Source organism: Spirosoma migulaei, from assembly GCF_054776855.1.
The window spans coordinates 144,977-169,457 of record NZ_BAAHBG010000002.1; the positions used below are offsets into that span (position 1 = coordinate 144,977).

General features: G+C 46.5%; 21 protein-coding genes and 1 pseudogene. 10 read left to right on the forward strand and 12 right to left on the reverse strand.

Annotated elements, in window-relative coordinates:
• Window positions 1-22: 22 nt before the first annotated feature.
• Window positions 23-403, reverse strand: coding sequence for a hypothetical protein (locus ACYVGO_RS01705; RefSeq protein WP_460967104.1), 381 nt, complete (start codon window positions 401-403; stop codon window positions 23-25).
• Between the two features lie 242 nt (window positions 404-645).
• Here ACYVGO_RS01705 and ACYVGO_RS01710 point away from each other — a divergent pair, with 242 nt between their 5' ends.
• Together ACYVGO_RS01710 and nadC are read left to right on the forward strand one after the other, a co-directional pair.
• Window positions 646-4,221 (forward strand): T9SS type A sorting domain-containing protein, encoded by a 3,576-nt coding sequence (locus ACYVGO_RS01710; RefSeq protein ID WP_460967106.1) that lies wholly within the window; start codon window positions 646-648, stop codon window positions 4,219-4,221.
• Between the two features lie 189 nt (window positions 4,222-4,410).
• The gene (nadC, locus tag ACYVGO_RS01715; RefSeq protein ID WP_460967108.1) at window positions 4,411-5,244 is read left to right on the forward strand and encodes a carboxylating nicotinate-nucleotide diphosphorylase; all 834 of its coding nucleotides are present in this window, start codon (window positions 4,411-4,413) and stop codon (window positions 5,242-5,244) included.
• An 83-nt stretch (window positions 5,245-5,327) separates the two neighbouring features.
• Here nadC and ACYVGO_RS01720 read toward each other — a convergent pair whose 3' ends face one another.
• The 4 genes from ACYVGO_RS01720 to ACYVGO_RS01735 all read right to left on the reverse strand — a co-directional run bounded on the left by ACYVGO_RS01720 (window position 5,328) and on the right by ACYVGO_RS01735 (window position 9,992).
• A complete protein-coding gene (locus ACYVGO_RS01720; RefSeq protein WP_142776564.1) occupies window positions 5,328-5,648 on the reverse strand; it encodes a hypothetical protein in 321 nt (106 codons plus the stop codon).
• 260 nt (window positions 5,649-5,908) lie between these two features.
• Entirely contained in the window at window positions 5,909-6,889 is a 981-nt protein-coding gene (locus ACYVGO_RS01725; protein WP_142770126.1) for a pyruvate dehydrogenase complex E1 component subunit beta, read from the reverse strand.
• Between the two features lie 173 nt (window positions 6,890-7,062).
• Window positions 7,063-9,294 (reverse strand): type IX secretion system anionic LPS delivery protein PorZ, encoded by a 2,232-nt coding sequence (gene porZ / locus ACYVGO_RS01730; RefSeq protein ID WP_460967110.1) that lies wholly within the window; start codon window positions 9,292-9,294, stop codon window positions 7,063-7,065.
• Window positions 9,295-9,362: 68 nt separating this feature from the next.
• Window positions 9,363-9,992: a thymidine kinase gene (locus ACYVGO_RS01735; RefSeq protein WP_460967112.1), complete on the reverse strand. Its 630-nt coding sequence runs from the start codon at window positions 9,990-9,992 to the stop codon at window positions 9,363-9,365.
• Window positions 9,993-10,210: 218 nt separating this feature from the next.
• Here ACYVGO_RS01735 and ACYVGO_RS01740 point away from each other — a divergent pair, with 218 nt between their 5' ends.
• From ACYVGO_RS01740 to ACYVGO_RS01755, 4 genes are all read left to right on the forward strand, one after another.
• On the forward strand, window positions 10,211-11,470 hold the full coding sequence (locus ACYVGO_RS01740; protein WP_460967114.1) for a hypothetical protein: 1,260 nt from the start codon (window positions 10,211-10,213) through the stop codon (window positions 11,468-11,470).
• Window positions 11,471-11,632: 162 nt separating this feature from the next.
• Window positions 11,633-13,729, forward strand: coding sequence for a ComEA family DNA-binding protein (locus ACYVGO_RS01745; protein WP_460967115.1), 2,097 nt, complete (start codon window positions 11,633-11,635; stop codon window positions 13,727-13,729).
• Between the two features lie 34 nt (window positions 13,730-13,763).
• The gene (locus ACYVGO_RS01750; RefSeq protein ID WP_142770135.1) at window positions 13,764-13,949 is read left to right on the forward strand and encodes a hypothetical protein; all 186 of its coding nucleotides are present in this window, start codon (window positions 13,764-13,766) and stop codon (window positions 13,947-13,949) included.
• Window positions 13,946-14,482 carry a putative polyvalent protein kinase domain-containing protein gene (locus ACYVGO_RS01755; protein WP_460967118.1) on the forward strand — a complete coding sequence of 179 codons (537 nt, stop codon included), beginning with the start codon at window positions 13,946-13,948 and terminating at the stop codon, window positions 14,480-14,482. Before ACYVGO_RS01750 ends, ACYVGO_RS01755 begins: the two co-directional genes overlap by 4 nt.
• Before the next feature lie 19 nt (window positions 14,483-14,501).
• Here ACYVGO_RS01755 and ACYVGO_RS01760 read toward each other — a convergent pair whose 3' ends face one another.
• Window positions 14,502-15,248 (reverse strand): ABC transporter ATP-binding protein, encoded by a 747-nt coding sequence (locus ACYVGO_RS01760; RefSeq protein WP_460967120.1) that lies wholly within the window; start codon window positions 15,246-15,248, stop codon window positions 14,502-14,504.
• 82 nt (window positions 15,249-15,330) lie between these two features.
• A complete protein-coding gene (locus ACYVGO_RS01765; protein ID WP_142770138.1) occupies window positions 15,331-16,062 on the reverse strand; it encodes an MlaE family ABC transporter permease in 732 nt (243 codons plus the stop codon).
• 159 nt (window positions 16,063-16,221) lie between these two features.
• Between ACYVGO_RS01765 and ACYVGO_RS01770 the strand changes: the two genes are divergently transcribed.
• Window positions 16,222-16,911, forward strand: coding sequence for an SDR family oxidoreductase (locus tag ACYVGO_RS01770; RefSeq protein WP_460967122.1), 690 nt, complete (start codon window positions 16,222-16,224; stop codon window positions 16,909-16,911).
• 135 nt (window positions 16,912-17,046) lie between these two features.
• Window positions 17,047-17,961 carry an ROK family protein gene (locus ACYVGO_RS01775; protein WP_460967124.1) on the forward strand — a complete coding sequence of 305 codons (915 nt, stop codon included), beginning with the start codon at window positions 17,047-17,049 and terminating at the stop codon, window positions 17,959-17,961.
• Between the two features lie 69 nt (window positions 17,962-18,030).
• Here ACYVGO_RS01775 and murB read toward each other — a convergent pair whose 3' ends face one another.
• Window positions 18,031-19,059, reverse strand: a complete 1,029-nt coding sequence (gene murB / locus ACYVGO_RS01780; RefSeq protein ID WP_460967126.1) for a UDP-N-acetylmuramate dehydrogenase — start codon at window positions 19,057-19,059, stop codon at window positions 18,031-18,033.
• Window positions 19,060-19,181: 122 nt separating this feature from the next.
• On the opposite strand from murB, the gene ACYVGO_RS01785 reads away from it, so the two are divergent.
• Both ACYVGO_RS01785 and gmd read left to right on the forward strand, forming a co-directional pair.
• Window positions 19,182-19,766 carry an SPOR domain-containing protein gene (locus ACYVGO_RS01785; protein WP_460967128.1) on the forward strand — a complete coding sequence of 195 codons (585 nt, stop codon included), beginning with the start codon at window positions 19,182-19,184 and terminating at the stop codon, window positions 19,764-19,766.
• 82 nt (window positions 19,767-19,848) lie between these two features.
• Entirely contained in the window at window positions 19,849-20,961 is a 1,113-nt protein-coding gene (gmd, locus tag ACYVGO_RS01790) for a GDP-mannose 4,6-dehydratase (RefSeq protein WP_142770142.1), read from the forward strand.
• 94 nt (window positions 20,962-21,055) lie between these two features.
• Here the strand turns inward: gmd and ACYVGO_RS01795 are convergent, their stop codons facing one another.
• The 4 genes and pseudogenes from ACYVGO_RS01795 to ACYVGO_RS01810 form a co-directional block, all read right to left on the reverse strand.
• Entirely contained in the window at window positions 21,056-22,594 is a 1,539-nt protein-coding gene (locus ACYVGO_RS01795) for a Do family serine endopeptidase (RefSeq protein ID WP_142770143.1), read from the reverse strand.
• 209 nt (window positions 22,595-22,803) lie between these two features.
• Window positions 22,804-23,265, reverse strand: coding sequence for an Hsp20/alpha crystallin family protein (locus ACYVGO_RS01800; RefSeq protein WP_460967131.1), 462 nt, complete (start codon window positions 23,263-23,265; stop codon window positions 22,804-22,806).
• Between the two features lie 250 nt (window positions 23,266-23,515).
• Complete coding sequence (gene rnc, locus ACYVGO_RS01805; RefSeq protein WP_460967132.1) at window positions 23,516-24,277, reverse strand: ribonuclease III; 762 nt, start codon at window positions 24,275-24,277, stop codon at window positions 23,516-23,518.
• A 3-nt stretch (window positions 24,278-24,280) separates the two neighbouring features.
• Window positions 24,281-24,481 (reverse strand): annotated as a pseudogene (locus ACYVGO_RS01810) (beta-ketoacyl-[acyl-carrier-protein] synthase II); the annotation flags it as partial.

Sequence of the window (24,481 nt, forward strand, 5' to 3'; positions counted from 1 at the left end):
AGGCAGGAAACCTGGTAAAACGCTAGGGGGCGTTAGTGGCAATATGATGCCCGAAGACGTGCCTAAAATAGGAGAAATAGAAATGCGGAAGGGTGAAATGCCGGAGTAGCACAACGCTGAGCAACAGCAGAATCACAAGCGTGGGGGCTGGCAACAGAAACGCTGTCTGACCTGAATCCCCTAACTGGATAGCTGGGGTAACAACGGCTTCAAACTGGGCTGCGCTCAGTTCCGCCGAGGAAGGAGCATCCGTCGCTTTACCGGACTTGGCCTGCTCAGTTACCGCTTTTTGGGCTAATGGCTTTGCCTGTGTCACATTACCATGCCCCCAAACGGCTGTAAACAGCAGCAGGGAGGCCAGTATAAAACTGGAAAGGCGTTGTATGACACGCGGTTGCTTCATATTATTCCTTAGCGGATGACAAATTTCGTACCAATTCGGGAGTAATGCAAGTGTAATTCGTATAGCTTTTAAAATCATAACGTATAACCTCCATAGTCATAGGATAAAGTATACATTTTTCAACATCGTGATTATCAAGGAGTTTGGTCACTTAATAAATCACATAATTTTTAAGATGAATGACTACTATTTTGTAGATAAGCCGTATTTTGTTGATGAATAGCTCCTCTAAATAACCACACATGATTAAATTACTACTTGCGTCCACACTGATGCTGGTGGCCATCGTTGCACAAACACAGTCACTCCCAGTCCGCCTATCGGTTGTATCGATCACTCCCAGTGAGAATACAGGCCAGGATTATTCGCCCTGGCTCTCCGACGATCTTACTAATCTGGTACAGAGTGCCTGGTCAGACAATGCTAAATGGGTACAGGTAACGCTCAAGCTTGAGAAAAAAAGCTTGGTTTCCAGCCTATCGTTATATGACCATGAAGGCTCGTTTTCGGATAAACCTGCGCTACTATACGCTATGAATGGTACCCAGCGGGTGCTCATTGGCTCCTTCGATGGCTCTGCGTACAAAAGTTGGGTAACGCTTAAGCCATTTCAGGCACTCGTTGCCGATGCCATAATGATTTATAAGTATGGCAATAACATTCCCCAGAAAATCAACGTGTTTGGCCAGCCTATCACAGAGTCGACGTCTATCCCTCGTCCACTCGACTTGTTGAAGCTTGTATCTGCAAAAGACAATCCTGTAACGGGCGCAGATTATTCGGCTTACCTCAACAACGATATGAACAAGCTGGTACCTTCTTATTGGCAGCCTGAAAACTTCAAGTGGACCGACGTTACCATAAAATTTGATAAGAAGAGTTTGCTGACCAAACTGGACTTGTATGACACTGAAGGGTCTTTTGAATCGGCACCTGCCCAGGTATATGCATTGAATGGGAAAGAAAAAACCTTGATTGGGACCTTCACGGGCGACAGCTATTATGAGTTTAAATCGTACGCATTAACGGAACCGCTGGTTGCCGAAGGCATCGTGATTCATAAATATTGTAATAATATACCCGTTAAGATACGTGCCTACGGTAAGGTGCTGCCAACCGATCCACTCGATGCGATTCTGTATGCGCAAGAGCGGGTGAACGTAACGAGCGTTACATCGAACCTACCCACACCCCAGAACTATTCACCCTACATGAATGATGATATGGGTAGCCTGGTGCAAACGGATTGGAGTGGGGATAATTGTCGATGGATGGATCTGACGCTCAAATTAGACATCAAAAGCACACTGACCAAACTGGAGCTATATGATGGCGAAGATGAGTTTTCGAGTACGCCAGCTCAGATTTATGCGCTCAACGGAACCAAAAAAACGCTGCTTGGTACGTTTACAGGGCCTGCGTATAAGGTCTGGCAGACACTTACGTTTCCGTCTGTAGTGGCCGAGGCTATTGTTATTCACAAATATTGTAATGCACTACCCATTAAAATCCGGGTGTATGGGCATCCGGTGGAAGAGGCTACAGTAACCCCTCCTGTTGTTTCACTAGGTAATAAAATTCCAATTGATGCGAGTCGCTGGTACCAGCTTAACAATACGAGCGGTGGGTTGGCCTCTCTGTTTGATGGTAACACCAACGACGAACTACAATCAGGGTGGGGTAAAGTTCTGAATACGTATGATGCTTATTATCCGCTACAAGCTGGTGAGTCAATGGATATTAAAGCGGTTAAGTTTTATGATGGCAATGGCAGTAATTCCACCAGTCCAATGAAGTTATCCATCATCACCAGCGATTGGAAACGGATTGAACTGGCTCAGTTTCAGGGCTTGGAATATAATGCCTGGGTGGGTCCGTATCCTACACGGTCAACATCGGGAGATGCTAAATTTCTGCTCGATAATGTAGTGACCGGCGCGCGATACCTGGTTATTAACACGTCGGATTTCTGGCCTCGGGAAATCGAACTCTATGGAACGTATCAGGCGGGAAATGTTGCAGCTAGTGGAGTGCCCAAAAAAAGCCCGACATTCAAAAAGCTGCTCGGGGTAAACGCCTTCGAATGGGATTTTTATCAGTCAAATGTGCCGGGGATTTCAGCACCTAAACTAAAAGCACTTCAATCATTTGGTGTCATCCGGCACTATATGGATTGGGAAAAGCTGGAGCTAACTGAAGGCAATTACACGTTTAATCCAACCCATTCGGGTGGCTGGAATTATGACCTGATGTACGAACGCTGCAAAGCGGATGGCATTGAAGTAATGGCTTGTCTGAAAGACATGACCCCCTGGATGAACTCAACCTACCCAGCCGACCAACAGGGCAGCGATAATGTACCTGTACGATTTGGGAAAGATTATGCAAATCCGCTCTCGTATATCGAACAGGCGAAGGTGGCGTTTCAGTATGCTGCCCGCTATGGAAAGAATCCATCAGTCAATCCCGCATTAGTTAAGGTAAATACGAATGCCCGTTGGGCAAACGATCCAGCCAATGTGGTGAAAATTGGGTTAGGATTAATTAATTTCATTGAGTGCGATAATGAGCGTGACAAATGGTGGCGGGGAAGAAAAGCGTACCAGACTGGTCGCGAATACGCGGCTAATATGTCTGCGTTTTACGATGGGCATAAAAACACAATGGGGGAGGGCGTTGGAGTAAAAAATGCTGATCCAAGCATGACTGTGGTAATGGGGGGCTTATGTTCGATTGCTAACGGTACTGATTACATCAGGGGTATGATTGACTGGTGTAAAGAATTTCGGGGCTACAAGTCAGATGGGCGCGTTGACCTTTGCTGGGATGTAATCAACTATCACCTTTACCCCGATAATGGCCAATCCATGCAAAATGGTAACGGTGCCTCCTCCCGAGGGAAGGCTCCTGAACTATCGGTGGCTGCTCAGGTCGTCCGAAACGTCTTGAAGCTAGCGCATGAAGCCTGCTACGATATGCCGGTCTATGTGTCAGAAACGGGCTATGACCTGAACCAGGGAAGCCCACTTCACGCAATTTCCATTGGTAACAAATCGGTAATGAACACCCAGGCCGACTGGAACCTGCGGACGGCCCTGCTGTATGGCCGGGAGGGTGTAGATCGGGTTGATTTTTACCAGACTTACGACCTGAATCCGGATTGTGCCAATCAGTTTTGTTCAATGGGTTTTATGAACGCTGATTTCACCCGCAAACCGGCCGCCAACTATTTTTATCAGGCCAAAAAACTTATTGGTGATTATGTGTTCAAGGAGTCATTGAGCACAAACCCAAATGTTGATCGGTACGAAAGCAATGGTCAGTCAGCTTACGCGCTTTGGATTCCGGATGAAGTTGGCCGCACTGGTCAGTACACACTGAGTTTGGGCGTTGGGACTGCCGCGAAGGTGTATACTCCTCAAACAGGATGCGATTCCATGGCGATACAAGTGCTGCCCGTTATCAATGGTCAGCTTGCATTGACGCTGACCGAAACCCCTGTATTTGTTATACCTGCGTCGATCTCTGCGCGCTTAGCTGCCCAATCGCCTGAAAATGAGGAAGAATTGCTACGTGTTTACCCGAATCCATCGGCTGATAAAGTATCTGTTCAGCTTCGTAGTGCGTACGTGGGCGACGTAGAAATAAGTATAGCTGATGCCAACCTGGGCATAACCCGGCATCAAATCACGCGGCCAAAAAGCACAACCACATTTTCTGAAATGGTCGATTTGTCAGCACTACCGTACGGAATTTACCTCCTTGAGGTAAAACAAGGCACCACCCGAACGGTTAGGCGAATTTTGAAGGTGCATTAGCCCGTAGGCCTACAAACTAAAAGGACCCATCAATCGGTGGGTCTTTTTAGTTTAAAGGTGTTAAGATGGGAGTGTCTACCTGAATCCTTATCCTCAAAGACCCGGGAAATGAGAAACTGAGTCAATCAGAAACTCCATTCGGCTTGCGGATAATTCTGTCAAAAAAGAATAAACCATTACTTTCGCCCTATGAATCTGCACGAATTTATTCAATTGGCCTTGGCCGAAGATGTCGGCGACGGCGATCATACATCCTTATCGACCATACCCGCCGATGCACAGAAGCGCGCCCGCTTGTTAGTGAAAGAAACGGGTATTCTGGCGGGAGTTGACGTAGCCCAAGCCATTTTTGCCGAAGTTGATCCAGCTTTTGAGGTCAACGTGCTCATGCACGATGGAGCCAGCATTAAGCCCGGCGACATTGTACTAACAGTTAGCGGAAACGCCCGGAATATCCTGACTGCCGAACGGCTGGTATTGAATTGTATGCAACGTATGAGCGGCATTGCAACGCATACGCGTGAGTTGGTCAATCTATTGGAGGGAACCCGGGCGAAGCTGCTGGACACGCGCAAAACCACGCCAAATTTCCGCATCTGTGAGAAAATGGCAACCAAAATCGGGGGTGCTGCGAATCACCGCTTCGGGTTGTACGACATGATTTTGATTAAGGATAACCACGTCGATTACGCCGGAAGTATTGAAGCGGCCATCACTAAGGCGGTCACGTATCTGAAGGAAACCGGTCGGCAGTTGCGCATCGAGGTAGAAACCCGAAACCGCGCTGAAGTGGAGGAAGTCCTGCGAGTTGGTCAGGTAGATGTGATTTTGTTAGACAATTTTACGCCCGATGGCATTCGTGATATGGTTCGGCTAATTAATGGTAAGTTCGTTACCGAAGCATCGGGCGGCATTGATGAAACGAACCTGCGCGCCTATGCCGAAACAGGCGTAGATTTTATTTCATCGGGCGCACTAACGCACCAGATCAAGAGCCTGGACTTGAGTTTAAAGGCGTATTAACTAGTTGTCAGGTACCGTAAAGGGTTGTCAGGTGTAGTCAGGGTTTGTGGTTTTATCGACCATTCTTGACTATCTCTGACCTTTTATTTGGCTGGGTTTTCATCAATCCCCAATCTGGGCAAAGCTGGGTTTAAAATTCGGGGAACTATTTTAATTCGGAAAACCCGCATGTCGGCCATATGGAAATCGCAACTGTAGAACTCCCGTTGCTTAACTCCTCTGTATACCGCCATATAGTTAACTTTTGGGGGCCAGTTATTCAGCGCCAGCTCCGCTGTGATCGCATCCACGGCCTTTCGGAGATTAGAAAAAAATATGACCGTTGGCTCTCGCTGCCGAATGGTCATTAAGGAGCCGACATACTGAATTGTTACTTCATAAATCGTTCGGCCAGTAGGGCGCATTCCGATAGTTTTGGCCAATCGATGGAGGTTTATGCGTAAATATAGATAAAATGAAAAACTATTCTACTATTTTTCAATGTCTAAACTAAAGTTATACCTCAGGCGTTTTACCTACAATTGCATCAATCAACACCCGGCCGCTTTAAACGACCGGGTGTTTTTGTTTTCAAACAAAAAAGCGCTGGCCAATAAGACCAACGCTTTTTTGCTTGAGTAAGGCGGCCGCTGGGCTGGCGTATCAGTGGAAACCCGCGTTACACTTACTTCTTATACATTACCGTTTCGACGGCCTGTAGTGTACGCTTTACGTTTGGTAAAATAGCTTCGATGAGCGTTGGCGCATATGGAAGTGGTAAATCCATGCTGTTCACACGAACAACCGGCGAGTCCAGATAATCGAAGGCATTCCGTTGAATGTTGTAGGTCAACTCCGACGAAATAGCCGCCAATGGCCAGGCTTCTTCGACTATAACACATCGGTTCGTTTTCTTCACCGAATTGATAATTGTTGCGTAGTCAATGGGGCGAACTGAACGCAGGTCGATAACCTCCGCCGAAACGCCATTCTTCGCTAACTCATCGGCGGCTGCAAGAGCCACTTTCATGATTTTGCCGAACGATACGATCGTTACGTCGTTGCCTTCACGAACTACTTTGGCCTGCCCAATTGGAATCAGGTACTCTTCTTCAGGTACCTGACCTTTATCGCCGTACATCAACTCCGACTCCATAAAAATAACGGGGTCATTGTCTCGGATACAGGATTTAAGAAGCCCTTTGGCATCGTAAGGGTTTGACGGGACAACAACTTTCAGCCCTGATGTATTGGCAAACCAATTCTCGAAGTTCTGCGAGTGTTGCGATGACAGCATACCCGCATTACCGGTTGGTCCCCGGAAAACAATTGGGCATGAATATTGTCCACCCGACATCGACATAACTTTGGCCGCTGAGTTAATGACCTGGTCAATCGCAACAAGCGAGAAGTTAAAGGTCATGAATTCAATGATTGGCCGTAGTCCGTTAATGGCTGAGCCAACGCCAATACCGGCAAAGCCAAGTTCGGCAATGGGGGTATCAATTACGCGCTCCGGACCGAATTCGTCCAGCATACCCTGGCTAACTTTATAAGCCCCATTGTATTCGGCGACTTCTTCGCCCATCAGATAGACCAGCGGGTCCCGGCGCATTTCTTCCGTCATGGCCTCCCGCAGGGCTTCGCGGAACTGTATTTCTCTCATGCTGAGTGTGTTGCTTTCGGTTAGTTACCTGCCCAAGCTAAATTAGGCGAGATGGCTGAAAAATTGGTCAAAAGTAGGCAAAATGCCCTGATTCATCAAATGAACCTCAATACCTTCTTTCAGTAAGATAGAAAATTCATGAATGAGGGTTAAATAGGGTCATTTATAGAGCCTCAGCGTACTACGGCCAGCTTTCCTGCCAGACCTTCCAACCCATCCGCTGTGACGACCACAACCAAATAAATGCCCGTTTGAGCCTGACGGCCCCGATAGTCCTGAAGATTCCAGGTTGCTGTGCCCCCCTGCGACCGGGTTTCATAAACCAATTGCCCCCCTGCATCAAGAATTTTCACGGTTGTGTTTTCAGTCAGCCCCCTAATCCCGACGGTACCGCTGAAATCAGGCCGGACGGGGTTCGGGAAAATGGTTAGGCCACTAAGGGCTTCTACAGGTTCAGTGGCAGGTCCCTGATAAGATACCAGGCCATTGGACTGAACCGAGGTTCCGGTTTCGATAAATACCTTTCCACTAGTGGGTTCAATGGTAATAGCCTGAACAACATTGTTTGGTAATGGGCTATTCTCTGCTGTAAATGTATCCAGCAATTGCGAGCCATCGGGTGCGACATGATAAACTCCCTTTTGCGTACCTATCCATTTTCGATTACCGCCATCAACGGTAATCGCAGTAATGAGTTCATTGGCCAGTAACCGACGTCGGTTGAGTAAGGGAGGCTGAGCATCAATGGTTACATCGAATGCCGCGTATGGGCTATCAAATACAGTTGGTCCCAGATCTGTACCAACCCAGATTGCTCCATTCCGGTCTTTGACCAGTGCCCGTATGCTGTTTGAAAGAAGACTACCCTGCCCAGCTTGGGTTGAGAGAAAACGACTGCGATTGCCTTGGGGATCAATAACAAGTAAACCCCCACCGAGGTCAGGCCGAAGCCAGAGAAATCCATTATCGTCAGGAACAACCTGTACAATGTTTGTCTGACTGACTAGTGGGAACGATTGGAATGTTCCGTCGGCCCGTCGGACGTGTAGGGTGGCTTGTTGAGGAGGAACGGCTCGTCCAGTTATTATCCAGAGATTACCATCACTATCTGTTGCCAGGCTACTAATAAATGGACTAATGGTAGCAGGCAATGTAACGGCTATAGGCGCTTGTCCTTCTGCCTGGCTCCATAATCCACTACCAAAACTACCCAGATAAAGCTGTTGCTCTGTAGCTAAATAGGCTGCTGAATTAAAGCCACGAGTTAAGCCTGTAGGTATTGTACTGATCCATCGGCCATTCGGAACTGAAAAAACCTCATAGGGTGGCTGATTGGTAACTAGTAACGTAGCATCCAGTGGCCCATTAGGCAATGCCACTAGGGCTTGTGGATAGGTATATAAACTAGCAAATTGATCTCGGGTTGGGCCTTCAGGAGCAATACGCTGAAACTGGCCTGCATTTCCGAACAGTAACCCACTCTTTGTATCTGCAATCCATGCTGAATTACCATCTGCCACAACCTCCCGGGGATCAGCGAGCAACGAACCAGAAAATTGACCAGAACCGGGTAAGGTTATTGCTTTGTCTGTTGCCAGAATTATACCGGTAGACGCTGGAAATTGCCGAACTGTCGGGTTTGCCAATGATTGTGTTAAAATCCATTTTCCGCCCTGACGTTCGTAAATCCCGAGACCATTGACCGTAGCTGACAATCGCCCCTGATTGGCTATAATCGACTCCAATTGCTGACCCGGCTCAGTAACCAATCGCCAGTTAGCGGGGTCTACAATATTGACGTTTGAGGCAAAACGAATAGCTCGTAATCGAAGCCCTGTATCGGTTGAACGAAGCGGAGCTGTTAACGCATATAGACTATCGTTAGCGCTAGCAGTCTGGTAAATTGGTAAAGGTGTGCCGTCTGGTCGTTGACTAAAATACGTATCCCGAATCTCATTCTTAAGTAGATCCAGCACAACCAGCCCAAAGTCGGTACTGAGGTAAGCGTTGTTGCCAATGCGATTCAGATGATTGATACCTCTGGAAACCGGTAGGCCTGAGGCAGAAACAATTGTGTTGACGTTAGTAACAGCACCCGGTTCCCCCGTATCCGTGAGCGTCAGAAAGTCTAGATTGCCGTTTCGATAGGCAATGAGCAATTTGTTCTGATCGGCCAGGTAAAGCAACCGACTGATGCTTACATCACTCAGACCCAATGTCTTGCTGAGCGTTGTTGTTTCACTGGTAGCTTTATCGTAGTAGAAGAAACCGTTTTGGGTAGCGGCATAAATTTTAGATCCAGCTACCACAACAGACTGCCCAGACTGATAACTAACGTGCGTTTGCCAGGTTCCAATCTGAGCGAATGATGAATGATAAATGATGAATGATGAATAAAAAATCAATACATACCAGGATTTATGAGTTTTCTTAAACCCTGTTTTTTTTATTGACCTATATATATTACAATTCATCATTCATCATTATCAACGTCTTCATAGGCCCATTCCTTTCGTCCAGCTTCATCGCCAAGATTAAAACAGCGTCGACAGCGGGCTTCGTAACTATCTGTCTCACCTAATAATACCCGCTCCTGTGAGGGAACAAGTCGATATGAATACTGAGCAATATCACCACAGACAACACAAATGGCGTGAACTTTGGTTACGTATTCTGCAACACTCAGTAAGTGGGGCATACAACCAAACGGCTTCCCGGAAAAATCCATATCCAGGCCTGCTACAATGACTCGTTTACCCTGATTAGCTAGTTCATTACAGACATCCGCAATGTCTTTGTCGAAAAATTGAGCCTCATCAACTCCAACGACGTCGCAATCACCCGCTAACATAAGAATCTGGCCCGCTGTTTGCACTGGGGTTGAATGAATAGCCACTGCGGAGTGAGAAACAATATTTTCTTCGTGATAACGAGTGTCTAAAGCAGGTTTAAAAATACGGACATTCAATTTGGCAATACGTGCCCGAATAAGCCGACGAATCAATTCTTCGGTTTTGCCAGAGAACATGGAACCACAGATTACTTCAATCCATCCAGTACGGAGATGGGGCGGTTCACGTCGTCGGGAAGGTTCAATAAACATCAGGTAAGAATCAATAAAAGCAATACGATTGAGCCGATTCGATAAATTAAATGCAACCTTCCATGACAAATCGAAACGAATATTGTTTCATATACCCACACGGTTTGCCCGTTGTGGGTTTAAATCATGGAGCGCATCCCGCTGCATTTGATTTCTTCATTGACAACAGTCGGTTTGTAGCCGAAAGTTATATATTTACAAAACAAAGGCTTTTCCTAATGTCGAACAAGTTTAACGCCAACGCCCTTGCTGAATATAGCAAATCCTACGCTCGTCGGATTGCCTCTGATTTTTACCAGCAACATGCGACCATGAATGGTCGGCAGATTCTCTCGCTTACACCTATTAGTCAGATTAATCTGTTTGTCATCAGTAGTTTATCAGATAAATGGCAGGCCGATGCGGCTAAGTTTCGGAGCCCTTATTTTGACTTCACCAATGATGAGGTGCAGGAAGCATTGCAGAATTTCATGAATGTTGTGTCGCAGTATATTTCGGTCCGGCGTGAACACCTCGAACCGTTGCTGGCCGATGCCACACGCCGAACCATCATCATGATTTTTGACCCTCGTGCTTATTTTGATGATGTTTTGCGCGGCCAACCCGATTTTACGGTGACGGCAGCTGCACTCAAGCAAATTACACGCTACACAAAGATCAATCAGTTTATCCCTGCCCATATTACGCAACGGATGAATGGGAAGGCGTTTATTTATGTCAATCAGGCACTCATCTATCTGGATGAAGCGCTGACTCAGCGAGGGCATGAAATAGAACATTATGATAAGTTTGTAGCCCAGTTTTCGGAGAAATTACCGATGGATGTGTCGGCGTTGCTGCGTAGTCATGTACCTGATAGTATTCCTGCCGCTCCATTACGATCATTCTTTGATACGGCTATTGAAACATCAGTTCCACCTGCACCGTTGGTAGCCATGGAGTCTCTCGCCGAAACCGTTGCTCCAGCTATACCGCCTAAGCCTGACCCAACCCCTGTTCCAGAATTGGTAGATGATTCCAGCTCAATGGGTGTTAAGTTTATTGATGATAACAGCATGAGTGGTCCAGAGCCTGTAGCTCCTATTAGTCAGCCGTCGCCTTTACAGACGGGTGCGATTACCACCCCTACAGACACAAAGCAGCCAATTATTGCAATCGAAGCAACACCATCGCTAAACGATACCCTGCGGGAAACGACTCCTGCTGAGCCAGCCACTGTTGCTGAAACATTCCACCGCGCACCTATCGAAAGTGTTGCCCGTAGTATTTCCTTAAATCAGAAATTTCGGTTCATTAACCAACTCTTCAATGGTAATTCAAGCGCTTACAATCAGGCTGTTGAGGAAATTGATACCCTGAACAACTATGGGCAGGCGCTGGACCTGATCTCTTACCGGTATGCTTCCCAGTATTTATGGGATATGAGCAGCGATGAAGTTAGTGAGTTGGTTGAAATTTTGAAACGACGTTTCTCCTAAAAAACCTCACGTCAACTTTATGTGCCTTTTTGTTTGCTAAATGTATCTTTCTGATACTGATTTCGTCTTACTTATCGTCAGCCTTTTCCGGCGATTAGGTTCAATAGATGGATGACTTACCAGGAAGGGTTTTATACGTTTAGCACTTGAACAACAAGGATTTTGCGAATTGCTTCCCTACTCATAGTGGTCGGATGGCTGGCCACTATTCCTGCATTCTGCCAACTCAGCACGCCTTCAAGCCGAAGAATAGATCGGTCGGGCGATATTAGCCGATATTTACAGGATTTGTTTCCCGTACAAACGGAGGGTATTGACTATGAGTCTGTATACGATGCGCTGACGCAGCTCTATGCCAATCCCATCGATCTGAATACAGCAACTCGGGACGAGCTTCAGACAACGTATCTTTTGTCCGAGCGCCAATTGACTAGTTTGGCAAACTACCGTGCTGAGTTCGGGGATCTTTTATCCATTTACGAGTTACAGGCCGTACCTGGATTCGACTTACCAACAATTCGGCGTTTGTTGCCTTTCGTAATGGTAGCCGGAACCCCTGGTCTGTTTGGTGCTTTACCGACACCAACTGATAACTACCTTATTTTGCGCTATGAGCAGATTCTGGAACAGCAAAAGGGTTTTTCAGAAGCTACTCCCGACAAAAAAGGAAACCTCCCGACGCGCTATCTGGGTAATTCCGGACAGTGGTATGCTCGTTATCGGTACAGCCGGCCTCGTGCTTTCAGTATTGGGTTCACGATGGAGAAAGACCCCGGTGAGCGAATAAACTGGCAGCCTTCGGTGCATCGTTATGGTGCTGATTATAGTTCGTTTCACGCTCAGGTACAAAATCGGGGCCGCTGGCGAAATATCTTACTGGGCGATTATCAAATGCAGGTTGGGCAAGGTTTGGTCTTATCTGCCGGATTTGTTCTAGGTAAAAGTGCCGAGACAGTACAGACCGTTCGTAGACCCACGCTTGGGGCACGTCCCTATACCTCACTAACGGAATATGGCTATTTTCGGGGTGCAACAGCCACCTATGCCTTACACAAAACAATGGATCTAACGCTGTTAGCCGCTCGGAACCGGCGTGATGCCAACCTGGCACAGGATAGTTTGGGAACGGGAGTTATAGCGACCTCCCTGCAAACGTCCGGTCTTCATCGGACGCAATCTGAGATTGATGATCAGGGTAGTTTAGTAGAGACTAATCTTGGGGCGCATCTATTGTATCATAACCGCCACCAGTTTCAACTGGGCCTAACTATACTCCGTACCTCTTTCGATAAATTTCTACAGAAGCGCGACTTAGCCTACAACCAATATGAATTTACTGGAAAGCACAACCTGGTTGTTGGCCTTCACGGGGGCTACATCTGGCATAACTGGAACCTATTTGGTGAAATAGCACGTAGTAGCGGTTCTGCAACGAATTCAGGAGGTGTTGGCGCAATAGGCGGTGCTTTAGCGAGCCTGACTAAAAAGCTGGATATGGCCGTCGTACTGCGGCATTACGACCGCAATTTCCACAGTTTTTATAGCAATGCGTTCAGCGAAGGAAGTCGAAGCATAAACGAGTCAGGAGCGTATCTGGGATTGAAATACACTATTTACCGCAAGCTGACAGTTGGTGGATTTTTGGACTACTTCAATTTTCCCTGGCTAAAATATTTGGTTGATAAACCATCCAACGGGTTCGATTATCTGCTCCAGGCCCGCTACACGCCAAATCGAAAAACGGCGTTTTATGCCGTCTACCATGAAGAACATAAGCAGAAGAACTTAACGATTGATAAGATCAAAGATGTGGTCGGAACAATCCGCCGGAATTACGCACTCAATGCCGAATACACATTGGTGCGAGGGGTATCGTTACGCTCACGAGTGCAGTGGGGCGGATTTGCTTACTCAGGCCAACCCGTTTCTCGTGGGTTTGCACTAGTGCAGGATGCAACGCTGGATTACCGGCGGCTGAGCATTAGTGGGCGAGTAGCGCTATTTGGCACCGATGATTACGATAGTCGGCAGTATGTATATGAGCGTGATGTACTCTATGCATTCTCATTTCCGGCCTACTTCAACCGAGGTGTCCGGCATTATTTATTAGCGCAGTATAGCCTAAGCCGTCATTTGGATATCTGGATGCGTTGGGCCAGAACCGACCTTACCAACCAGGATACCGTTGGCTCCGATCTCGACCAGATTGATGCTCCACACAAAACGGAAGTAAAGGTACAGGCACGGTGGCGATTCTAAACAATTCATTCCTGGACCTATTATCTTTATAAAAATGCCCAATCCTACGCCGATGAAGAAAGCCAAAGAGATCGAATTGAACGACTTCCACAAAGCGCGGAACGAGCGATTAGTCAGGAAAGTCTCCGAGCAGCCCTCGATGTCACCCGAAGAGTCCATAGAGCAAATCAAACGTATAGCCGAACAGAGCCGCCAGGCAGTGAAAGTTGGCGGGCATTGAACGAGTATATCCGGAAGCAAGAGGCTTCAGCTTTATTCGAGTTGGCTACTCACGATGACCTGTTATTAGATAGCGAAGCGTTTACGAATCGGTGGATAGACTATGGGCGCATTGAAGGTGGTGAGCATCAGATTTTTCAACAGAATGGCGTTTTCTACAAACGCAACAACTTAGCTTTTCACACAAGCTATCTGGAATATTTTGAGCGCCTGGCCTTGCATAATTGGCTCTTCCCTGATACGATTTATTGGTTGGAAGGCTTGATGCTGGTCGTTGAGCTAGGTGATGAATTTCCTCAATTACGCCCTGTTCTTTCCCAGAAAGCCTTGCGAGCAATTCGAGGTGCTACCCAAAATGAGGTTAAAGCATTAATGAATAAGCTAGGCTTTGTGCGCCGGTATGAAGATAATTATACAAACGCTGATCAGACCCTCTTTATCGAAGATTTGCATGACCAGAATGTCCTGGTAGATGCCACGGGTGATTTGCTCGTTTTTGATCCGGTTATTTATCTCACCAAGCCAGGGGTATAGGAGGAGTTATATAGCATCCTCACTTTTCCATTTCCCGGATGAGTTTATTGGCGTTGATAAACTCGTTTAGTTCCTTCACGTTCGAATGGATAAGCGTGTCACTGTTGCCTTCCCAGAGTTTTTTGCCCTGATATAAAAACATGATTTGTTCACCAATCTCCATCATTGAATTCATATCATGCGTGATGACTACCGTTGTAATCTTAAATTCATCCGTGATTTCGGAGATTAGCTGATCAATCTTAATGGATGTTAGCGGGTCAAGACCTGAGTTGGGCTCATCGCAAAATAGGTACTTAGGATTCAGGACGATAGCTCGGGCAATGCCAACGCGCTTTTTCATACCACCACTGATTTCCGACGGCATACGGTCGGCGGCAGCCTCCAACCCAACCCGACGCAAACACTCATGAGCGCGTTCTAGTTTTTCATCTTCGGGCTGACTGGTCAGCATGTCGAGCGGAAACCGAACATTTTCCAGAACGGTCTTCGAGTCAAATAGAGCTGACCCCTGAAACAGGACACCCATCTCCCGCCGAATGGCCTTCTGTTCCTCAAGGTTACTTGTTAAAAAATCACGGCCATCATAGAGGACTTCGCCTGTATCGGGCTTAATCAAGCCAATCATGCATTTAAGTAGTACACTTTTTCCGGTACCACTACCACCAATAATCAAACTTGTGTCGCCAGGTTTGAACGATCCGTTGATGCTCGTCAAAATCTGCCGATCACCGAAGGTTTTCGATATGTTTTTTATATCAATCATGATAAAGAGCGAAAGAGCGAAAGAGGGAGTGAGCGGAAATGGACGCGTCAGCCACTCTTTCGCTCATTCCCTCTTTCACTCTTTAAGTTAGCAGCATTTGAGTCAGGATAAAGTCGGCGGCCACAATGGCAATACAACTATTGGTAACAGCCGCAGTAGAAGCTGCGCCAACTTCGAGCGCACCACCGCTCACCCGATAGCCCTGATAAGCTGAAATGGTAGAGACAAGAAAGGCAAATACGACCGTCTTAATGAGCGCAAACGTAACGCCGAACGGCTTGTACTCGAAACGTAGACCAGATACATAATCTTCCGACGATATGACACCAGCTAGCGTTCCGGCAATATAACCACCCAAAATGGCTAAAAAACCAGCCATGATGACCAGGAGGGGGAACATTAGTATAGACGCGATAACCTTTGGTAAAATGAGATACGAACTGGAATTGATTCCCATAACTTCAAGCGCATCAACCTGTTCTGTAATTCGCATAGTACCTATCTCGCTGGCGATGTTTGATCCTACCTTGCCCGCCAGTACAATACAGGATAGTGTTGGGGCTAATTCCAGGATGGAACTGTCGCGTACAATAAGCGCGATTATATTTCTAGGTACGAAAGGATTGGTAAGGTTATAGGCCGTTTGTACGCAGGTTACCGCTCCAATAAATGTATTAACCAACGCGACAATAAATACAGAGCCGACACCAATAGAAGTGCATTCGTTCAGAATAAGGCTCAAATAAACGCGGAGTTTCTCCCGGTTGCGGAAGAGAGTGCCCAGAAAAATGAAGTAATTACCTAATCGAGACATAAATCGTGTAGCAAAACAAACCGACCTTGCTCTTGCCAAGTCGGTATTATCTACCGGGAAGAACCCCTGTAAAGATAGAATGGTTTCTACGTAACTTGCGCCGTAGGCTAAACCTTATTGGTCTCTTTGACTTTAAGGATAAAACTGACTAAAATTTTAATGAATCCACTAATTGTAGTAACTGGCGGAACCAAAGGGATTGGCCGCGCCATTGCCGACCGGTTTGTAGCTGAAGGTTTCGACGCTATTATTTGCGCCCGTTCTGTTGAAGGACTAGAAAATTCATTTGAATCGACGTCTAAATTACTACCTATTGCCGCTGACCTGTCAACAAGAGCTGGAGTCAATGTGCTGCTTGGCTATATTCAATCGCTCAACCGTCCTGTAGATGTACTGGTTAATAATACGGGCGTTTTTCAGCCGGGACAAATTCATAATGAGGCCGAAGGAACCTTTGAACAATTGATGAATACCAATGTTGCCAGTGCATATCACCTCACACGTGGGTTGGTTGGAGACATGATTTCGCGTCGGCAGGGGCATATTTTCATGATGTGCTCCACGGCCAGCATTACCCCTTATACTAATGGTGGCTCATACTGCATCTCTAAATTTGCCCTATTAGGAATGAGCCGCGTGCTACGAGAGGAGCTAAAACCGCATAGCGTGAAAGTGACAGCTATTTTGCCTGGCGCAACACTCACGGCCAGTTGGGAAGGCACCGACCTGCCCGAAGAGCGATTTATGAAGCCCGAAGATGTGGCTAACAGCGCCTGGGCTGCCTACTCGCTTTCGCCTGGTGCCGTAATGGAAGAAATTCTTATTCGCCCTCAGTTGGGTGATATTTAGTGGTAGCTATAAAGTGGGTAACCAATGACTATGTGGGGTACGGGAGGTCCCGTAACTACTTTTTCGTATCTTGCACCCTGCTTCACGTTCCTAATCTCTGCTAATTGTTCACTGTTAAACTGATTATTGCTACGAATGGCTTCCGTTGAGTATTTAGGTATTGACGTCGGCGGTACGAACGTCAAAATGGGTATTGTCGATGCGAATACCGGTAAGATTTCCAATTTTTATAGCCACGACACCATCAGCTGGCGCGAATCAGGCCATTTTGTCGAGCGATTTGGTGATGCGGTTGCTCTGCAATTGTTAAGCAATAAAGATGTAAAAAAAGTAGGGATTGGTTTGCCGGGTATGCTCAATCGCGAGCGAACGGTTCCACTTGAAATTACGGCTATTCCAGAAATCAATGGTATTCCCATGGTGGATCTGTTAAGTAAACGGTTTCCGGGCACCCAATTTTTTCTGGCCAATGATGCCAATGCTGCTGCTTTGGGCGAGTACTACTTTGCCGAAGAAAAAATTACTGAAAACTACATTTTCATTACGCTTGGTACTGGTGTCGGCGGTGCTGCTATCATCAACAAGAAAATATTTACCGGAGGGGATGGCAACGCTATGGAGCCAGGTCATATACCTTCTCGCAATGGCCGTGTACTCGAACGTAATATTGGCAAAAAAGAACTCCTTGACTTAGCTAATGAACGTCGGAGTGAATTTAAGGGTGAAACTCATTTAGCGGATGATGGTAGTATCTCAACAACCGGCTTGGTAGCAGCTGCGGCCGAAGGTGATGAGTTGGCTTTACAAATCTGGACGGAAGTCGGAGAGATGTTGGGCGAGGGCCTGGCTGCGCTCATTAAAATTCTGGACATCAAGCAGGTGCTAATTGGCGGAGGCTTGTCAGCTTCATTTGATTACATTATACCTGCCGTTACTAAAACACTTGATTATTGGCTCAATCCTTATTATAAAAATGGCTTGAGCATCAAGAAGGCCACGCTCGGAAATGATGCTGGCTTGCTTGGTGCCGCTTCGCTTTGTTTTGAGTAAGGGAGTTGTGAAATGAGTGGCGTGAGTGTAGTAAGTGGCCTGAAAATGAACTTACTACACTCACGCCACTCATTTGACTATATTGACTTCAGGCGAGATAGATATCCCAAACTTCTCCTGAACGGACTCCTGCACCAGTTTGGCAAGAGCCAGAATTTCCTCACCTGTGGCATTGCCGTAGTTGACTAACACTAATGCCTGTTTGGCATGAACACCTGCATCGCCAGAGCGATAACCTTTCCAACCCGCCTGCTCAATCAGCCAACCTGCTGGCACTTTCACCAGCTCATCACTAACAGGATAACCGGGAAGGGCTGGATATTGATCGTTTAATGAATCAAACTGGGATTTGGGAATTTCCGGATTTTTGAAAAAACTGCCTGCATTACCAATTTGTGCCGGATCAGGGAGTTTACTACGACGAATATGAATAACAGCCTCACTAATTGCCTTAATGCTTAGTTTATCTTCTGATACACCCATAGTCGTCAACGTTTCCTGAATAGCCCCGTAACGCGTGTGAAACGTTGGATGCTTGTTTAATTGAAATGTGACGCTTGTAATGATGTACTGGCCTTTCAGCTCCCGTTTGAAAACACTTTCCCGATAGCCAAATGCGCAGTCGGCATGGGTAAAGGTTTGTTTTTTTCCGGTTAGTACATGGACCGCAGTGAGCGATTCGAATACCTGCTCCAACTCCACCCCATAGGCACCAATATTTTGCATAGGAGCTGCGCCAACTGTACCCGGAATGAGGGATAGGTTTTCCATGCCGGCATAGCCCTTTCCTACACAAAATAGAACTAACTGATGCCAGTTGACCCCTGCACCCGCTGTTAGATAAACATGATCGTCGTCTTCCCGACTAATGTCGATTCCCTGAATGTTAATTTTAACCACCAAACCCTCAAAATTCTGGCATAGCAATACATTACTTCCTCCCCCAAGAATCAGTTTAGGTGTATCAATATAGTCAGACAGTTGAAGTAAGGTCTGGAGGTCTTCTTCGTTACTAATCTCAACCCAATACCGCGCGTTGGCATCAATCCGGAATGTATTGTAGGGTTTGAGCGATACGTGGCTTTGTATATTCAGCATGGAATAGTTCTGGTGAATAGCCAAAATTAGCTAAAATCCGGCACGGGTTAGTACCTGAGTGTATGGGATTCAGGTATTGAAATGACAAAATGGCTATTTTAGCGTTTTATTTATCGATGAGTATGTATTACAACGTGAGTGGATTGTTCTTACTGGGTATATTGACACTGGCTGGTTGTGCAGGTAGCCGTTCAGTTACCTCAGGCCGCTCGACCACCGATTATAACAGCTACAACGAAGATTTAGCTTCGGTACGTCCTGTGTATGGTGTAGCCGCAAGTAGTGCGCCCGTTGCAAATCGCCCAACTGCATCAGCCACAACGCCCACAACTACAACCCGCCGACCTGACAGCCGTAAATCGACTGCACCGGTCGAAGCTCTGCATATTAACCGGCGGCTTGATCTGGTGCTAGATACAATTGCCACTCATAATCGAACGATTCGTTATGCACCAGGCTATAGGATTCAGGTTTATGTTGGCAATCAGCGTCAGGAAGCCGATGCGGCTAAATTGATGATTTCCCAGAATTTCCCTGAACTGAGCCCCTACCTAAGCTACAACCAGCCGACTTACAAGCTTAAAGTCGGTGACTTTATGCGTCGTTTAGATGCCGAACGATACTATACATCAATCCGTCGGTTGATTACATCAGCGCAGTTACAGCCTGATAAAGTGGACATTCGACGTAGCCTAATAATAAAGTAAGTGATAAGATTTAATGGTGATCCATTAACTTTGATTAGTTTTCCACAATTTCAAGTGTTGGACAAGACCTGTTTAGGATGATATGAAAAAAGCGCTAATTACCGGGATTACCGGACAAGATGGGGCCTATCTGGCCGAATTGCTGTTGGAGAAAGGCTATGAAGTTCACGGAATTAAGCGCCGTAGCTCGCTTTTTAACACACAGCGGATTGACCATATGTATGAAGATCCACATGAGAAAAAAGTGCCTTTAAAGCTTCATTATGGAGACCTGTCTGATTCAGCGAATATTATCCGCATAATCCAGGAAGTACAGCCTGACGAGATTTATAATCTTGGTGCGATGTCGCACGTGCGGGTAAGCTTCGATGAACCTGAATATACCGCTCAGGTTGATGGCATTGGGACACTCCGCATTTTGGAAGCCGTTCGGTTATTAGGCCTGACAGAAAAGACCCGTATTTATCAGGCTTCGACATCTGAACTTTATGGTGGTGTTCAAGGACACGCCCAGTCAGAAACAACCCCGTTTTATCCCCGGTCTCCTTATGCTGTAGCTAAATTGTACGGCTATTGGATTACAGTTAACTATCGGGAGGCATACAATATGTTTGCCTGTAACGGAATTCTATTCAACCACGAGTCGCCACTACGGGGTGAAACCTTCGTGACACGTAAGATCACTCGTGCAGTATCGCGTATTGGACTTGGCCTGCAAGACAAGGTGTATCTGGGTAATATGGATTCCCTGCGCGACTGGGGTCATGCTAAAGACTACGTCGAAGCTATGTACCTTATTCTGCAACAAGATAAGCCTGAAGATTATGTGATTGCAACCGGTGTAACCACCAGCGTTCGGGATTTTGTACGGATGGCATTTGCTGAAATCGGTGTTGAACTAGCCTTCAATGGCGAAGGCGTTGAGGAAGTTGGAACGGTTGTAAGTTCGACCAACCCGGAGTTTCCAGTTGAAGTAGGCAAAGCGGTTGTTTGTATCGATCCACGGTATTTCCGCCCAACGGAGGTTGACCTGTTACTTGGCGATCCAACGAAAGCCATGACACAGTTGAACTGGAAACCAAAATATGATTTACCTGCTCTGGTGAAAGATATGATGACGGCTGATATTGATCTCTTCCGACGTGACCAACTGCTTGCTAAGAGCGGTCATCAGATCTTAAATTACTTCGAATAGAGTAAGGAATAAAAGGGAGTACAGAGAAGAGGGGGAGTAAAGGGATAACAGCATTCCCTTTACTCCCCCTCTTCTCTGTACTCCCTTTTATTCCTTAAACAGGCACAGCATAGTAGTACATCCGTGAACTGTTAGGGTACATACCAATGAGCATTAGCCCTTCCCCTTCCTTCACGGCCGACATGATGGCTTGAAGATCTTTCGTGCTTTTAACGTTTTTACCGTTTGCTTTCACGATTATAAAACCTTCCTCAACATCAGTTTCTGCCAACTTGCCATCCATGATTTTTTTCACCCGAACACCACCACTTACGCCTAATTGTTTAGCATCTTGAGCAGATAGTTCTTCAAACTGAGCACCGAGTGTGCTCAACGATGCAGTCGACGCCGTAACTTCTTCTTTCTTGATAAGCTCCCGCCCACCATTCCGGTTACGAAGTTCAACTTTAACATCACGTTCGGTACCATCTCGGTTGATCGTAACTGTAATTGCATCTCCTGGACGACGACGACCAATGATTTCACGCATTTGCGCATCAGAATCAAGGGGTTGGCCTTCCATTTTTACGATAACGTCCCCTTTCTTAAGACCAGCGGCTTCAGCGGCACCTTTTTCAACCACGTTTTCTACATAGATACCGCGGCCTACTTTCGCACCTTTTTCTTTAGCTACCGTGCTGTTCAATTCAACAGGCAGGATGCCAAGGTAACCACGTTGTACGTTACCATACTTGAGCAGATCAGCTGATACTTTCTTAACCAGCGATACAGGTACTGCGAAACCATAGCCGCTGTAATAACCCGTAGCTGATGCGATAGCCGAGTTGATACCAACTAGTTCGCCACGCAAGTTCACTAAGGCACCGCCCGAGTTACCAGGGTTGATGGCTGCATCCGTTTGAATAAAGGCCTCTACGGGTGTATCCCCTTGCTTTTCTGTCCGTCCCTGCTGGCCCTGACGTTGGGCAAAATCCTGATCCAGAATACCAATCCGGCGTCCTTTGGCACTTACAATACCGGCTGTAACAGTCGATTCCAAGTCGAGCGGATAACCAACGGCGAGCACCCATTCGCCTAATTTAAGTGCATCCGAATCACCAAGTGTAATTGCTGGCAGGTTATTGGCTTCTACTTTAATGACAGCAAGATCTGTCAGTGGGTCGGTACCAATCACTTTCGCTTTAAAGCTGCGCTTATCAGTCATGATAACTTCAACCTCATCAGCATCCTGCACAACGTGATTATTAGTAACAATGTAGCCGTCTTTACTAATAATTACACCCGAGCCAGAGGCTTGTCCCTGTTGACGGCGAGGCTGACGCTGGCCACCAAACTCATCACCAAAGAACTCCCGGAAAATGTCGGGCATTTGCTGCTGACGAACCGTGCGAGTCATTGTCGTGCGGATGTGAACAACCATTGGTGTAACGGCTTCTGCTGCGGTAGAGAAATCGCCAGGTACAGCTGATGGTCCACCTGGCATAGAGGCCAGACGACCCGTAATTGTGGGTATTGGCGACGATTCGTTAAAAATTACATCCCGGTTGTTGAATCCCAACAGGTTGTAAGCGGCCAGCGTTATTGCACTCGACAGGAGGGCCATCAACGCTAATAATTTCCAGTTGCTTTTCATGTTTAAATGGGAAAATCTAATTGCTTTCTTTTTGTGTTGACGACGGTTTTACTGCGTCTGTTGGTATAACGGAAAGTCGCTTCCGAAAAATCCAGGCCTTGTGGGTCCTTAACAAAATTTAACAAGGCTTTGTTAGGCTAAATTTACTCTAAAACAAAGCCCGTGAGAACTCCCTCACGGGCTTTGTCAGGAGGTACTTTATCAACGCATTATCCACCAATCTCAATTTGCCTTGATGGCTTTATTTGGGCTTCTTCTCGTTTGGGAATCTCAATCTTCAACAAGCCATCTGTATAAGACGCCCGGATGTTGTCGGCATCAACAGATGTTGGTAGTGTAAACGTCCGTTGAAAGGATGAATAGCTGAACTCCCGGCGAGTGTACCGCTCCCGATTTGCTCCCTGGTTGCTTGTGTCCGGTTCCTCCTTATGCGTTTCCTGAGAACCCGAAATTGTAAGGTTGTTGTGGTTCAGGTTGAGTTTAAAATCCTCTTTCTTTAACCCAGGTGCAGCTACTTCAATCCGAAAGCCGTCCTGATGTTCTACTACATTGACAGCTGGAACGTTGCTGAGGGAGGACGAACTAGTGTTAAAAAAGTCGTTCACGTCGCGGCCAAAAAAGTTTTCGATCAACGACGGATAGCTGTTGTTCGAGCGCACTAACGTATTCATGACTATCTGTTGGTTTTAGTGTTAAACAATAAGTTAAACAGATTATACCTGTCATTTTTCAAACTTTATGCCAACTAAAACGCAAGGGCTATTCCAGTCATTTTGTCATTCTAAATGCCAGGAAATGGCCTTTTTGTTGACAAGATGTCGCAAAACAAAACAACTAAGGATACTTTAAGAAAGAATATTAATGGAGGTGGCTGGGTGAGCTATAGCTCAAAATCTACAAAAAATGTAGCGTAAAGAAGACTTACTTAATGGCTAGGAGTTCAAATGCCTTTTCGGCGGCAGCCTGTTCGGCTTTTTTCTTGCTGTAGCCGCTACCGGTAGCGAATGCTTCATCATCAACAAGTACCTGGGCAATAAACTCACGGAAGTGGCTATTACCTTTTTCCGAAACGATCTCAAAGCGAATTTCTTTGCCCTCCCGTTGCGCCCACTCAATCAGGCGGCTTTTGTAGTTACCATTGTTCTGCACGACCGATTCGATATCATAATGCGAGAGCAGGTCTTTTAGGATAAATTGGCGCGAGAACCGGAATCCTTTATCTAAATATACGGCTCCCACTAAGGCTTCGAGCGCATCGCCATACATAGAGGTGCGGGCGGGTAAGCTACGTGTCCGGCTTCCGTCGTATTCAATCAACTGATCGAGGCCAATTTTACGGGCAATGCCGTTTAGTGTTTCCCGATTTACAATTCGGGAGCGAATTTCGGTTAAGAAACCTTCGTCTTTGTAGGGGTATTTTTTGAAGAGAAACTCGGCAATAACCATGCCTAATACGGCATCACCTAAATATTCGAGCCGTTCGTTCGATTCCCGAAATCCTTCAATAGCGGTTGCTTTTGACGCTGACGTGTGCCGTAGTGCCAATTGGTACAGTCCTAGATTTGATGGTCGGGCACCAATAATATGGGCAATTGAGCGACGCAGATTCTTGCGCGGATCGCTGTTGCCAGACCGAAACCACTCTAGTGGATTGAATAAACTACGGGGCAGAGCGAGTTGCACGACTCAGCTAAGTTTACGGAAAATGATGATGGCATTATGTCCTCCAAACCCAAACGCATTGCTCATCACGGTTGTTATAGATCGCTCCTGAGCCGTATTGAACGTTAAATTAAAGCGTGGGTCAATTTCTTCATCGTCAGTGAAATGATTGATTGTTGGAGGAACCAGTTGATGTTCCATCGCTTTTAAACAGGCAATCGCTTC